8 protein-coding genes and 1 pseudogene are annotated in these 14,990 nt (G+C 65.5%); 6 read left to right on the forward strand and 3 right to left on the reverse strand.

The annotated features are described in order from the left end of the window. Positions 1-1,197 (forward strand): ATP-binding protein (locus tag AB4Z51_RS25605; RefSeq protein WP_441498253.1); only part of this gene is annotated, 1,197 nt, incomplete at its 5' end. Between the two features lies 1 nt (position 1,198). Here AB4Z51_RS25605 and AB4Z51_RS25610 read toward each other — a convergent pair. Together AB4Z51_RS25610 and AB4Z51_RS25615 are read right to left on the reverse strand one after the other, a co-directional pair. Further along, positions 1,199-2,350, reverse strand: a complete 1,152-nt coding sequence (locus AB4Z51_RS25610) for a tetratricopeptide repeat protein (protein ID WP_167768229.1) — start codon at positions 2,348-2,350, stop codon at positions 1,199-1,201. Between the two features lie 100 nt (positions 2,351-2,450). Then, positions 2,451-2,672: pseudogene (locus AB4Z51_RS25615) on the reverse strand (EamA family transporter); the annotation flags it as partial. Between the two features lie 363 nt (positions 2,673-3,035). On the opposite strand from AB4Z51_RS25615, the gene AB4Z51_RS25620 reads away from it, so the two are divergent. Continuing rightward, positions 3,036-7,397, forward strand: coding sequence for an autotransporter domain-containing protein (locus AB4Z51_RS25620; RefSeq protein ID WP_441498254.1), 4,362 nt, complete (start codon positions 3,036-3,038; stop codon positions 7,395-7,397). 15 nt (positions 7,398-7,412) lie between these two features. On the opposite strand, the gene AB4Z51_RS25625 is transcribed toward AB4Z51_RS25620, so the two are convergent. Further along, positions 7,413-8,309 carry a DMT family transporter gene (locus AB4Z51_RS25625; RefSeq protein ID WP_135216155.1) on the reverse strand — a complete coding sequence of 299 codons (897 nt, stop codon included), beginning with the start codon at positions 8,307-8,309 and terminating at the stop codon, positions 7,413-7,415. A 745-nt stretch (positions 8,310-9,054) separates the two neighbouring features. On the opposite strand from AB4Z51_RS25625, the gene AB4Z51_RS25630 reads away from it, so the two are divergent. The 4 genes from AB4Z51_RS25630 (at position 9,055) to AB4Z51_RS25645 (ending at position 14,932) form a co-directional block, all read left to right on the forward strand. Continuing rightward, positions 9,055-12,822 (forward strand): vitamin B12-dependent ribonucleotide reductase, encoded by a 3,768-nt coding sequence (locus AB4Z51_RS25630; RefSeq protein ID WP_441498255.1) that lies wholly within the window; start codon positions 9,055-9,057, stop codon positions 12,820-12,822. A gap of 86 nt (positions 12,823-12,908) precedes the next feature. Then, a complete protein-coding gene (locus AB4Z51_RS25635) occupies positions 12,909-13,541 on the forward strand; it encodes an Abi-alpha family protein (protein ID WP_441498256.1) in 633 nt (210 codons plus the stop codon). 216 nt (positions 13,542-13,757) lie between these two features. Further along, positions 13,758-14,273 carry a ParB N-terminal domain-containing protein gene (locus tag AB4Z51_RS25640; RefSeq protein WP_071914406.1) on the forward strand — a complete coding sequence of 172 codons (516 nt, stop codon included), beginning with the start codon at positions 13,758-13,760 and terminating at the stop codon, positions 14,271-14,273. Positions 14,274-14,698: 425 nt separating this feature from the next. After that, positions 14,699-14,932, forward strand: coding sequence for a hypothetical protein (locus AB4Z51_RS25645; protein WP_441498257.1), 234 nt, complete (start codon positions 14,699-14,701; stop codon positions 14,930-14,932). Positions 14,933-14,990 lie beyond the last annotated feature (58 nt).

Below are 14,990 nucleotides of genomic sequence, written 5' to 3' on the forward strand. Positions count from 1 at the left end.
GTGCTGGTCTATCACGACGCGACCACTTCGCGCGAAACCGAGCGACAGCTGCACCAGTCGCAGAAGCTGGATGCGATCGGCAAGCTGACYGGCGGCGTCGCGCACGACTTCAACAACATGCTCACGGTGATATCAGGCAATACCGAGACGCTGGTGGCGAGCCTGAAGCAGCAGCCCGAGCTCCAGCGCGTGGCCCGCCTGATCGACGATGCCGCCGAGCGCTGCGCCGAGCTGATCCAGCATCTGCTCGCCTTTGCACGAAGGCAGCCGCTCCAGCCGCGCAATGTCGAGATCAACGGCGCGATCGCCGATATCGCCAAGCTGCTGCGCCCCACCCTCGGCGAGCAGATCCAGATCGAGACCGTGCTGGAACAGGGACCGATGACCGCGCATATCGATCCGTCCCGCCTCACCAATGCCGTGCTCAACATGGCGATCAACGCCCGCGACGCCATGCCGAACGGCGGCAAGCTGCTGCTCGAGACCCACCACGTCGTACTCGACGAGGCCTATGCGCAGGCCCACGCCGAGGTGCAGCCCGGCCCCTACGTGATGCTCGCGGTCAGCGACACCGGCACAGGCATGTCAGCGGACATCCAGCAGAAGGCCTTCGAGCCGTTCTTCACCACCAAGGAGGTCGGCAAGGGCTCGGGCCTCGGCCTCTCCATGGTCTACGGCTTCGTCAAGCAGTCCGGCGGCCACATCAAGATCTACAGCGAGGAAGGCCACGGCACCACGATCAAGCTCTATCTGCCGCCGGGCGACGGCATGACGGATGCGGCGGCCCCAGTGGCGCCGCAGGCCGAAGGCGGCGCCGAGACCATTTTCGTGGTCGAGGACGACACGCTGGTGCGCAACTTCGTCACCGCGCAGCTGCAGAGCCTCGGCTACGACACGGTCGCCGCGCCCGACAGCCGGGCCGCGCTGGACATGATCGAGGCCGGCCAGGGCTTCGACCTCCTGTTCACCGACGTCGTCATCCCCGGCGGCATGAGCGGCCGCGAGCTCGCCGAAGAGGTGGCCAAGCGCCGGCCGGGCGTGAGGGTGCTCTACACCTCCGGCTACACCGACAACGCCATCGTCCACCACGGCAAGCTCGACGACGGCGTGCTGCTGCTGACCAAGCCCTACCGCCGCAACCAGCTCGCCGAGATGATCCGGAAAGCGCTGAACGGCGGCGGGATGACGGCGGGCTAGTTCAAGGATTGTTCTGCGGCGGCTTCCGCCGCTTTGCCTCGAACACCTTCGCGACATCCGGAGGCATCGCCCCAGGCGCACGCGATCGCGCGCTTTCTATCGCCCATGCCTTTTCGAAATCGGCGCTCGCGGCGGCAGCGTCGTGCTTTTTCTCGTAGGCCGCGCTGCGTGCGCGATAGGCTTGTTCATTGTCCGGATCGAGTTCGATCTGCTTTGTGAAGTCGGCAATGGCCCGGTCCTGATCGTCCTTGAGCGCGTAGGCGCGGCCGCGAAGCCCGTAGACGTATCCGATCCTGGCGTCGGCTGCGATGCTGGCGTCGAAATCGGCGATGGCCGCGTCGAGATCGCGCGTGTGCAGATAGGCCGAGCCACGGATGCTGAACGAATACGAACGCTTCGGATTCAGCTCGAGCGCCTTGCTGGCGTCGGCAATCGCATGCGCGAAGTCATCCTGGCGTAAACGAGCGTCGGCGCGACTCTCGTAAGCCGCCGCACTGCCCGGATTCATGCTGATCCAGTGATCGATGTCGGCGATGGCGTGGCCGTAGTCCTTCTTTCGCCTGAACGCCACAGCCCGGTATCGATATCCGTCGAAACCGCCGTCCGGTTCGATGCCAAGCGCGCTGGCAAGATCGGACGACGCGCCGGCGCGGTCGCCGATGTGATTGCGGCTGTCTTGCCGGGCAAGATAGGCTGCGATCCATCTCGGGTTGATCTCGATCGCCCTGGATTCGTCCGCGATGGCACCGCGCCGATCGCCCTTCCTCGCGCGGGCGATACCCCGGTTGGTGTAGGCGCGAAAATTCTGCGGATCGATCTCGATGGCTTTCGTCGAGTCGGCGATCGACTGATCGACATTGCCGTCGTCGAAATTGGCTGCACCCCGCCTCATATACGCGTCGGCGAAGGCTGGATTGATGGCGATGGCCTCGCTCTCATCGGCGACGGCCGCCTTGTAGTCGCCGCTGCGCCAGTGGGCGTTGCCCCGATCATGAAAAAAGCCCGCACGTTCATCGTGGCCTGGCGTGCCGGCCTCGATCAGGCGCGTGCAGGCCGAAATCACGGCCGCTTCCGGAGCATCGTTGGATGCATTGCAAGATAACCGGTCCTGATCGGCTTGAGCCAATCCAAGGGACGGGATCAGGCCGAGCACGACGGCCAGCGCGATGACTCTCATGCGTTGCCCCTGGAGCGAGGTGAATTGCGGGAAACTATCTAGAGGTGCAGCGCGGCTTCGCGCAAGAGACCGCTGTCTAGCGCGTCGCCAGCACCACGGCCGCCAGCGTGAAGACCAGCGCGGCGATCTGCCCCGGCCCCAACGGCTCGTGCAGCGCCAGTGCCGAGGCGACGACGCCGATCACGGGTACCGCCATCGTCCCGATCGCCGCCACAGACGCCGGCAGGCGCGCTAACGCCGCGAACCAGCTGACATAGGCGATGCAGAACTGCACCACGGTCGAATAGACGGCTGCCCAGCCGAGCGTCGTCACCTGCTCCGGATGCGAGGCCTGGCACGGCTTCGACAGCGCCCGGATTGTGTGTGCGCCCGGCTGAGAACTGCACTGAATTACGAATGCTCACTGACGTCATCGGCGGTCTCGCAGCGGGGGCCGATGTTGTTTCCGGGTGACAGGCGACCGAAATCAAACGGTATTCCTGGCAGGCAAGACCATTCTCGTTGAGCCGCTTCGGCGAGCGAATATGTTGCGGTCTGTTTCTGAGGATTTCACCTCGGAATGGCCTGCGGGTCGGTGCCAAGTCTGCCGGTAATAAAATTGATAATTGAATCGAGAATTGGTTCTTGTCCGACCCGGCGCCGTTTCAGGCTCCCCACATTGTTGGCGAGCACGGCTGTCGCACTGGCGCTGACGATCATGTCGGCGCGCGCCGACGGCGGCGCTGGCGGAGCCGGTGGCAATGGCACGGGCGGCGGCGGTGGCGCTGCCGGTACCAGCGCCTCTCCTAACGGTGGAAATGGCGGTGACAACGCGATCGGACAAGGCGCGGGCGGCGGCGGCGGCGCTGCCGCAGGCGGCACCGGAGGCTCCGGGGGCACGGCGACCTCAGGCGGCAACGGCGGACTAGGCGGTGACGGCGGCAACATTGTCGGTGGCAGCGGTGGCAATGGCGGCAACGGCAACTCAGCCCTGACTGCGGGTAGTGGCGGTGGCGGCGGCGGTGGCGGCGAAGGTGCGCTCGGTGCCGGCTCCGGTGGAGCGGGTGGCGCCGGCGGTCACGGCGGCGCCAGCGCGAGCGGCGCCGATGGTTCTGCTGTCATTGGTGGCCTTGATGCCAGCGCGGGAACGGGCAGCGGCGGCGTCGGTGGCGGCGGTGGTGCGGGTGGCGCCGGCGTGCAGGTCAGCGTCGGAGGCAGCACCCTTTCGATAGCGGCGACCGGCGGCGCGGGTGGGGTTGGTGGCAGTGGCGGCGCCGGCGGGAGCGGCGGCAATGGAGCCAGTGCTCTCTCCCTGGGCGTCGCTGGTGTGACCGGCGGGACCGGTGGCAACGTCCTCGGCAGCGGGGGCGCTGCCGGCGGCGGCGGCAATGGCGGCACCGCCGTGCAGGTCACCAGCGCAGGCACCACGACGGTCCAGCAAACGGTCGCCGGCGGCGATGGCGGCAGCGGCGGGCGCGGCGGTACAGCGGGTCACGGCGGGAGTGGTGGTGCGGGCGCTTCCGGCGCCAATGTTCTCGGCGCGCTCGATGGCGGGACCGGTGGAAACGGCGGCAATAGCGGGGTTGGTGCCGGCGGCAATGGTGCGATCGGCGGCAGCGGTGGCGACGGCATCCAGGTCACGGGTGGCGGCACCGTGACGATTTTGCAAAGCGTCACGGCAGGTACCGGCGGCAGCGGTGGCGCTGGCGGTGCAGGCAGCGCCGGCGGCATGGCCGGCAACGGCGGCAACGCGGGATCCAGCATCGGGCTCGGCGTAGCCGGCGGGCGCGGTGGCAATGGTGGCACCGGCGGCAGCGCCAGCGCCCACGCAGGCGATGGCGCCAATGGTGCCGACGGTGGCGTTGGTCTGCAGGTGACGAGCGGTGGCACGCTCTCAATTTCCCAAACGATCATGGGAGGCGCCGGTGGCAATGGCGGCGCTGGCGGCAACGGCGCCAATGGCGGCGCAAGCGGGATCGGCGGCGCCGGCGGCACAGGCGACAATGGCGCCAACGGGTCCTCCGGCTCCGGCTTTCTCAATGGCAACAACGGTCTGGTTGGTGGCGCTGGCGGCAACGGCGGGAATGGTGGCGCCGGCGGAAATGGCGGCATTGGCGGTAGCGGATCCAGCGGCGGCGATGGTGTCCAGCTCACGAACGGCGGGACCGTTACAGTTTCGGGCAACATCGCTGGTGGCGCCGGCGGGATTGGCGGCTCCGGCGGCAATGCCGGCAACGGCGCCGCCGGGGGCAACGGCAGTGACGCCGGCACAGCGGGCACCGGCGGTGCTGGCGCGAGTGCCCTTCTCCCGGCCGTCGCTGGCGGCAGCGGCGGCAGCGGCGCCGCCGGCGGAATGGGTGGCAACGGCGGGAGCGGAGGAAGCGCCGGCGATGCCGGCGTAGGTGGTCATGGCGGCGCCGGCGGCGCCGGCGCGACCATTTCAAACGGTGGCACGCTGACCAATCAAGGCATCATCACCGGCGGCGATGGCGGCCGCGGCGGCACCGCAGGCAGTGGCGGCAACGGCGGCGCCGGTGGCAATGCGGGCAACGGCGGTGTCGGCGGCGTTGGCGGCGCTGGCGGCAACGGCACCGCTGGCGTCAACGTGGTCGGCTCGACCGATGGCGGCAATGGCGGCAACGGCGGGACCGGCGGATTTGGCGGTGCCGGCGGCAATGCCGGCAACGGTGGCAGCGCCTCGAGCCGCGGCGGCGATGGCGGCTATGGTGGCACCGGCGGCGTTGGCGCCGCCTTCTCCAACGGCGGCACGCTGATCAATCGCGGCACGATCACCGGCGGCAATGGCGGCATCGCCGGGGCCGCGGGCATGGGTGGCCTCGGCGGCACCGCGGGCAGCGCCGGCAGCGGTGGTGTCGGCGGCTCCGGCGGCGTCGGCGGTGCCGGGGCCTTGGCCGCCAGCGGCGGCACGAACGGCACCACAGGGACGAACGGCTTCTCCGGCGTGAGCGGCAGCGCCGGCGCGAGCGGTAGCTCCGGCAGCAGCACCGTCACCGCCGGGGTCTCCGGCGCGGTCGGTGCAGGCGGCGCCGGCGTCATCGGCACCAATCTCAGCATCATCAACAGCGGATCGATTTCAGGCGGTCTCGCCGGCGACGGCGTCACGCGTGCCAACGCCATCACCTTCACCGGCGGCGCGAACACGCTGCAGCTTCAGGCCGGCTACAGCTTCAGCGGCAACGTCGTCGATCAAACCGGCAACGGCGCCTTGCAGTTCGGCGGCAACACCAACCCCACTGCTTCTTTCGACGTTTCGCTGATCGGCGCCGCTGCGCAGTATCAGGGCTTCGCGAGCTTCGAGAAGACGGGCGCCTCGACCTGGGCGCTAAGCGGCACCAATAGCGCTGCATTGCCGTGGTCGATCGCCGCCGGCACGCTGCTGGTGAACGGCTCGCTGGCCAATTCGACCATGACCGTGAACGCCGGCGGCACGCTTGGCGGCACGGGCACTATCGGCGCAACGACGATCAATGCCGGTGGCACGTTCATGCCTGGAGCCGTCAACACGCCGGGGACGTCGACGACGGTCGCCGGCAATCTGGCCTTCCAATCGGGCGCGCTCTACGTCGTTGCGGTCAATCCATCGACGTCGAGCTTCGCCAATGTCACGGGCGCGGCGACGTTGACGGGCGCGACCGTGGTCGCGAATTTCCTGCCCGGCAGCTATGTCTCAAAGACATACACGATCGTGACCGCGGCCGGCGGACGTGGCGGCACGACGTTCGCGGGCATCACCAATGTCGGACTGCCGACGGGCGCGAGCGATACGCTGAGCTATGACGCCAACAACGCCTATCTGAACCTGACCGCCGCCTTCACCAATTACACCGGCCTCAACGTCAACCAGCAGAACGTCGCCAACGCGCTGACCAACGCCTTCAACAACAACGGCGGCCTTCCGATGGGCTTCTTCGGACTCGGTCCCGCCGGCTTGACCCAGGTCTCCGGCGAGAGCGCCACCGGCTCTCAGCAGACGACGTTCAACGCGATGAACCAGTTCATCGGCGTGATGACGGATCCATTCATCTCCGGTCGCAGAGGTCCCGTCAGCGCCGACGGCCCGCCTAATGCGTATGCCGAGGACAGCTCGGCCTACGCGGCACGCGGTCGAACTGTCGGCGAGCGCGACGCTTATGCGGCGATGTCCACCAAGGCGCTGGCAGTTCCGACCTTCGAACAGCGCTGGAGCGTATGGGCCGCCGGCTTCGGCGGCTCGCAGACCACGGCCGGCAACGCCATCATCGGCTCGAACAACAGCGCGAGCAGCATCTACGGCATCGCGGTCGGTGCGGACTATCAGGTCTCGCCGGACACGCTCGCGGGATTTGCGCTGGCGGGCGGCCGCACCGGCTTCAACGTCAACGGCCTCGGCTATGGCAGCTCCGACCTGTTCCAGGCCGGCGCCTTCGTTCGCCATAATATCGGTGCGGCCTACATCATTGCTGCGCTGGCTTATGGCTGGCAGGACATCACGACCAACCGCATCGTCACGGTCGCCGGCATCGACCACCTGCGCGCCGAGTTCAATGCGAACGCGTATTCGGGTCGCGTTGAGAGTGGCTACCGCTTCGTCATGCCGACGCTGGGCGGTCTCGGCATCACCCCTTACGCCGCAGGGCAATTCACCACATTCGACCTGCCGGCCTATGCCGAAAGTGTCGTCGCCGGTTCGCTGTTGTTTGCACAGACCTATGCCGCCAAGAGCGTGACCGACACGCGCAGCGAGCTCGGCATTCGCACCGACAAATCATTCGCCATGCAGAACGGCATCGTCACGCTGCGCGGCCGCCTTGCATGGGCGCATGATTTTAATCCGGATCGTTCGATTGCCCCGACCTTCCAGTCGCTGCCGGGCGCAAGCTTCGTCGTCAACGGTGCGGCGCAGGCGCCCGACTCCGCGCTGACCACGGCCTCGGCCGAATGGCAGTGGACCAACGGCTGGTCTGCCGCCGCGACGTTCGAGGGCGAGTTCTCGAATGTCATGCAAAGCTATGCCGGCAAGGGCGCGATCCGCTACGCATGGTAATGCCTGGTTCTCGAGCTAGCGCGTCGCCAGCACCACGGCTGCCAGCGTGAAGATCAGCGCGGCGATCTGGCCCGGCCCCAGCGGCTCGCCCAGCGCCAGCGCGGAGGCGACCACGCCAATGACAGGCACGGCCATGGTGCCGATCGCGGCGACCGAGGCCGGCAGCCGCGCCAGTGCCGCGAACCAGCTGACATAGGCGATGCAGAACTGCACCACGGTGGAATAGACCAGCAGCCACCAGCCGACCGGCGTCACCAGCGAAAGATGCGTGGTCTCGACCAAGAGGCCGATGATCGAGATCGGCAGGCAGCCGATCCCGATCTGCCAGGCCGCGGCCGTGATCGGCGGCAGATGGATCGGGTACTTCTTCGAGAACACCGTGCCGATGGCGAAGCCGAGCGCGCCGGCCAGCGCCATGATGATGCCCGGCAGCTTCTCCACGCTTGCGGCAAAGCCGTTGCCGCCCATGATCGAGGCCAGGCCGACGAAGGCCATCACCAGCCCCAGCGTGCGCAGCACGGTCGGCCGCTCGCCCAGCACCGGCCAGGCGATCAGCGAGGCCCAGACCGGCATGGTGTAGGCGATCAGCGCCGCCTCGCTGGCCGGCAGCCAGAGCAGCGCCAGGCCCATCAGCACCATCCAGCCGGTGACGTTGAGGACGGCGGCGGTCAGTAAGCGCGGCCAGATCCCCGGCCCCACCTTAAGGCTCTGCCGGCGGATCAGCGCGAGGGCGGCGAGCAGCACCGCGCCCAGCACGCCGGTCACCCCGCGCAGCGTCAGCGGCGGCAGCTCGGACAGCAGGAATTTCGTCACCGGCCAGTTGAAGCCCCAGCCGATCGAGGTGATGGCGAGGAACATCAGGCCGGCCGGGGCGATGCGCGGTCGCGCATCCCGGCGAGTCGAATCAAGCATGTGGGGTACCCGGCAAAATCGCGGTCAGCTTGGCGCGGATTCGTACGCGCCACCACCACCCCGGCGGGCATGCCTGCCCTCACCTTCCGTAGCCCTACGTGAGTCCCGCTGAGGCAAGCCCGGTCCCGAAAAATATACCTGCCCTGTGAACAGTGGGGTGAAGGGTCCGTATCGTCACGGGATGCAAATTTTTTTGGTTGGGAATCCCTGAGGACTCACTGATACTTGGCTCAACAACAGGCGCGGGCTTGCCCCCTGTTATCCCCCGCAATCCACCATATTTAGTATTTGATTCAGGAACTCGCACTAGTTCTTGACGGGCGCAACGGAGAGTCCTAGCTTTCGGTCCGTTCGGCGCGAGTGAGTTTGCGTCCCGCCGGCACTCCCCCAAAGGGTCTCGCAAATCGTCACTCCGCCAAGCCAGCCAAAGGCCGCGGATGAGGGCTTGTCTGCCCTCGAAATGCAGACCTTCGGGCGCCAGAACGGGCCGGCAACAGGCTCGGATGGCATTGGTTGAAGTGGCGTGTGGGGCGTTGAACGCATGTCGCGCACATCCCCTTGGGGGCGGATGGGTGTGGACATGCCGGCGGATGAGAACCATCGCGCCGGGAGAAACTGGGCCGGATCCACCGGCTGAACTGCGAAGCCTTTGGGCCGATGAGGTCCTTGGAGGAATCGCGAACCGAAATAGCGACCCGGGCGCCTTGCGGAGGCAGTCCGGCAGATAAAAGGACGGGGCAAGACCATGCGGATTGAGCGGCGCCACACCACTTCGGGACAGTCACCTTACGCCGGGATCGATTTCCGGCTGACCACGTCGGAGATCCGGAATCCCGACGGCTCGGTCGTGTTCAAGCTTGAGAACGTCGAGGTGCCGACCGAGTGGTCGCAGGTCGCCTCCGACGTGCTCGCCCAGAAGTATTTCCGCAAGGCCGGCGTCGCCGCGCGCCTGAAGAAGGTCGAGGAGGAGTCCGTCCCCTCCTTCCTGTGGCGCTCCGTGCCCGACACCGAGGCGCTCGCCGCTCTCCCCGAGAAAGAGCGCTTCGTCAGCGAGCTCTCGGCCAAGCAGGTGTTCGATCGCCTCGCCGGCTGCTGGACCTATTGGGGCTGGAAGGGCAACTACTTCTCCTCCGACGAGGACGCCCAGACCTTCTATGACGAGATCCGCTACATGCTCGCCATGCAGATGGTCGCGCCGAACTCGCCGCAATGGTTCAACACCGGCCTGCACTGGGCCTATGGCATCGACGGCCCGGGCCAGGGCCACTATTACGTCGACCCCTTCACCGGCAAGCTGACCAAGTCCAAGTCGGCCTACGAGCACCCGCAGCCGCACGCCTGCTTCATCCAGGGCGTCGGTGACGATCTCGTCAACGAGGGCGGCATCATGGACCTCTGGGTCCGCGAAGCCCGCCTGTTCAAATACGGCTCCGGCACCGGCTCCAACTTCTCCCGCCTGCGCGGCGAAGGCGAGAAGCTCTCCGGCGGCGGCCGCTCGAGCGGCCTGATGAGCTTCCTCAAGATCGGCGACCGCGCCGCCGGCGCGATCAAGTCGGGCGGCACCACGCGCCGCGCCGCCAAGATGGTCGTCGTCGACGTCGATCACCCCGACATCGAGACCTATATCGACTGGAAGGTGAAGGAGGAGCAGAAGGTCGCGGCTCTCGTCACCGGATCCAAGATCAACCAGAAGCACCTCAAGGCGGTGCTGAAGGCCTGCGTGAACTGCGAAGGCTCGGGCGACGATTGCTTCGACCCCGAGAAGAACCCGGCGCTCCGCCGCGAGATCAAGCTCGCGCGCCGCAGCCTCGTGCCTGACAATTACATCAAGCGCGTGATGCAGTTCGCCAAGCAGGGCTACAAGGACATCCAGTTCGACGTCTATGACACCGACTGGGATTCGGAAGCCTACCTCACGGTATCAGGCCAGAACTCCAACAACTCGGTCTCGCTGAAGGACGACTTCCTCCGCGCCGTGGAAACCGATGGCGACTGGAACCTCGTGGGACGCACGACGAAGAAGATCACCAAGACGCTGAAGGCGCGCGACCTCTGGGAGAAGATCGGCTACGCCGCCTGGGCGTCGGCCGATCCCGGCCTGCACTTCAACACCACCATGAACGACTGGCACACCTGCAAGGCGTCCGGCGACATCCGCGCGTCCAATCCGTGCTCGGAATACATGTTCCTGGACGATACGGCGTGCAACCTCGCCTCCGCCAACCTGCTGACCTTCTACAACACCGAGACCAAGCAGTTCGACGTCGCCGGCTACGAGCACCTCTGCCAGCTCTGGACTATCGTGCTCGAAATCTCCGTGATGATGGCGCAGTTCCCGTCCCGTGCGATCGCCGAGCTCTCCTACGAGTTCCGCACGCTCGGCCTCGGCTATGCCAACATCGGCGGCCTGCTGATGACCATGGGCCTGTCCTATGACAGCAAGGAAGGCCGCGCGCTCTGCGGCGCCCTCACCGCTGTGATGACCGGCATCACCTACAAGACCTCCGCGGAAATGGCTGCTGAACTGGGCACCTTCCCCGGCTACAAGAAGAACGCCGCGCACATGCTGCGCGTGATCCGCAACCACCGCCGCGCCGCCCACGGCCAGTCCAACGGCTACGAGGCGCTCTCGGTGAACCCGGTGCCGATGGACCTCGTGTCCTGCCCGCAGGCTGACATCGTCACGCGAGCTCAGGCAGCCTGGGATGCGGCGCTCGAGCTCGGCGAGAAGCACGGCTATCGCAATGCCCAGACCACGGTGATCGCGCCGACCGGCACCATCGGCCTCGTCATGGATTGCGACACCACCGGCATCGAGCCCGACTTCGCGCTGGTGAAATTCAAGAAGCTCGCCGGCGGCGGCTACTTCAAGATCATCAACCGCGCGGTCCCCGCGGCGCTGCGCGCGCTCGGTTATCGCGAGAGCGAGATCGCGGAGATCGAGGCCTACGCCGTCGGCCACGGCTCGCTCTCCAACGCGCCGGCCATCAACGCCTCGACGCTGAAGGCCAAAGGCTTCACCGATGAAGCCATCGCCAAGGTCGAAAAGGCCCTGCCGACCGCCTTCGACATCAAGTTCGCCTTCAACAAGTGGACCTTTGGCGAGGATTTCATCCGCGACCAGCTCGGCATCGGCGCCGAGGCGATCGCAGCCCCCGGCTTCGACCTGCTCCAGGCCGTGGGCTTCACCAAGCGCGAGATCGAGGCGGCCAACGTCCACATCTGTGGCGCGATGACGGTGGAAGGTGCCCCGCACCTCAAGGCCGAGCACTATTCGGTGTTCGACTGCGCCAACCCCTGCGGCAAGATCGGCAAGCGCTATCTGTCGGTCGAGAGCCACATCCGCATGATGGCGGCGGCCCAGCCCTTCATCTCGGGCGCGATCTCCAAGACCATCAACATGCCGAACGACGCCACGGTGGAGGACTGCAAGTCCGCCTACATGCTGTCGTGGAAGCTCGCGCTGAAGGCCAACGCGCTCTATCGCGACGGCTCCAAGCTCTCCCAGCCGCTCAACTCGCAGCTCATCGCCGACGATGAGGACGAGGAGGATGCGGTCGAGTCGCTCTACGAGAAGCCGATGGCGGCGCGTGCCACCCAGGTCTCGGAAAAGATCGTCGAGAAGCTGGTCGAGCGCATCATCGTGATGCGCGAGCGCGAGAAGATGCCGGATCGCCGCAAGGGCTACACCCAGAAGGCGGTCGTCGGCGGCCACAAGGTCTATCTCCGAACCGGCGAGTATGACGACGGCCGTCTCGGCGAGATCTTCATCGACATGCACAAGGAAGGTGCGGCACTGCGCTCCTTCATCAACAACTTCGCCATCGCGGTGTCGCTGGGCCTCCAGTACGGCGTGCCGCTCGACGAATATGTCGACGCCTTCACCTTCACCCGCTTCGAGCCGGCGGGCCCCGTGCAGGGCAACGACAGCATCAAGTACGCGACCTCGATCCTCGACTACGTCTTCCGCGAGCTGGCGGTGAGCTACATGTCGCGCTTCGATCTCGCCCATGTCGATCCGACCGAGTCGAACTTCGACGCGCTCGGCAAGGGCGTCGAGGAAGGCAAGGAGCCGGACGAGACCCAGCACGCGACCAAGCTGGTCTCGCGCGGCCTCACCCGCTCCCGCACCGACAACCTCGTCGTGATGCGCGGCGGCTCCGCCGCGGTCGCCCAGGGCAACGACAGCGCCCCGACCGGCGGCAGCAAGGTCACCGCCCTCGCCTCGCACGGCACCTCGGCCCGCGCCGGCGATGCCATCGAAGGCGCCGTCGCCCTGAAGCAGGAGGCCAGCCACGACCTCTCCCCCACGGAGAAGCTAGAGGCGCTCCAGTGGAGCAAGGCCGGCAGCACCGCACAGACGCTCGTCCCCACCAAGGCCGAGCGCCGCGCGGAAGYCAAGGCCAAGGGCTACGAAGGCGAGATGTGCTCAGAGTGCGGCAACTTCACGCTGGTGCGGAACGGCACCTGCATGAAGTGCGATACTTGCGGCAGCACGACGGGGTGTTCGTGAGATAGAGCCTTGCTAAACTAGCAATGACAACCACTAAGAGCCCGCTCTCATTCGAGAGCGGGCTCTTTTGAGAAAAGTGGTCCAACATGACGGACGGGCCTGAGCCATTCGGCAAAGAAACGGCGAAAGCCGCACAAGAAATAGCAAAAACAACTGACAATGCGATTGATGCGGCGCGCGACCTAGCCAGCTTTTTCAATCGTGTGCTCGGAAATCCGATCGTTGACGCCGTCGGAATAACGATAGGCGACCCGCTGCGGTTCGTGCGCACCCTGTCTCTCGACTGGTACAGCAGACGCGTCGACGAGATCCTAGCAAAGCGTGATGCGAAAAAATTGAAGGGCGCTCCGCCGCGCATTGCGCTGGATATTCTCGAGGCAGCTCAAGACGAAACTCGAGACGAGTTGCGAGAACTCTGGGCTCAACTGCTGGCAAATGCGATGGATGAAGCCACCCAAAGCAAGGTGCGCATAGAGTTTGTGACGGTATTGAAGCAACTCAATCCGCTCGACGCACTAGTCCTCCAACGGCTCACAGGGGTAGGCAATTTCATAAACCCGCACCAACTGGCACTGGCGCAGCACCTGGAGACCAACGACACGGCAACTTCGATTCTCTATCTGCTCGACCTCAAATGTGTAGAGCAAGCACCGAACGGCACCTATGCCTATAAAACGTCGCCACGTGGAATCGCTCTCCTCAAAGCTCTCAGCTCGTAGGATGGGTTGAGTCCTTGCGAAACTCATCCTTCTGCAACGACCAGTGATGGGGTTCGCTTCGCTCCACCTATCCTGCGGGCTTAACTTTGGCATGCGTCCCTTATTAAGTGCAAACCGCACTCGTCTGAATTGCCTTTGCGGTCGGGCCCTTCCCCCCTAAACTCCTGACCTCACCGGCATGGGTTCCGACGGGCCCGGTAGAAGTGGAGTCAAGTTATGCCCAAACCGGAGGGCTTCCCGATCGAGAAGATTTTCGTTCCCACGAAAATGAAGAAGGCCATCAAGCCCGAGATCGTCGGTGAGATCGCGGAAAGTATTCTGGACATCGGACAACAGACGCCCATTTCCGTTCGGCTCGACGGAGACCGCCTCGTTCTGGTCGAGGGACTGCATCGGCTCGAAGCCTGCAAGGCGCTCGGCGAAACCACCATACTCGGTGTCCTGGTCCCGGCGGAGCTTGCTCAACACAAGCCGCAACTCGCCGAACGCCCCGAAGTCGAGGCAGAGCGCATCAAGATGGCGCGATTGAAACAGTTGCGCCTCGAGAGGGAAGCCGCAGAGGCATCGACGGCTGCCCTGAAGGGCGTCAACGCAACGGAAGCGCCGCGCGCCCGTCCGACCAAAGGCGTCCGCGACAATCCGAAGGCATCACCGGGCCGGACTGCGAAATCGACACCGAAAACATTGTCGGACTGGATCACGCAGCAAAAAGGCAGCGGCGGCCGCTATTGATTGCCGGCCCCAAGAGGTGACAGTGCACTCAAATCTTCAGGCTTAGGGACCATTCGTCACCGTTTCAGAATTACGGTGACAGTGCACTCAACTTTTAGCTCGCAGGATGGGCAGAGCACTTGCGAAACCCATCGTGCCATGACGGCTATTGATGGGTTTCGCTTCGCTCAGAGACCTCACGGCTCATCATTCGCCGGCGCGTTGCGGCGTGCTTGCCTTGCGTCTTTTCTGGCAACCCAGTGCTCGCGAAATCGCTTCGCGGCATGAAACGCCCGCGGCGCCACGACCTGAAACGCCATGGAGGCAACGCCGGCGACAAATCCCTTCACCACGTCAAAAGCGAAATCGGGTCCAAAATACTCCCACATGACCCTGCATCCTTCTTCGCGAAGGCACCGCCGGGCAGTCGTGGGCTGACATGAAAAATGGAAAGGCCCCGTCCGTCACCGGCGGGGCCTCAAGAAAAATCCCTGCACGCGCCGTTGCGCGCACGCGAAAATCTCTCGGTTCACCCGCTCATGGTGGACACGATGAAAGAGCTGCAAAGCATGGCCGTGCGATTGAAAACGCCCATAGTGATCATCCCGAAATTGCCAAATGCCGACCCACCCGATGCGCATCACCAAGCAGCGCACGAGGGTCTGGTGTCGGCGCCATAGAAGCAGACCTGGGGGCTGCCGTCTGTGTGCCATTTCACAACGACCGGAAGACTTTTAT

The sequence above is a fragment of the Bradyrhizobium sp. 2TAF36 genome, from assembly GCF_052114925.1.
GTDB classification, from domain to species: domain Bacteria; phylum Pseudomonadota; class Alphaproteobacteria; order Rhizobiales; family Xanthobacteraceae; genus Bradyrhizobium; species Bradyrhizobium barranii.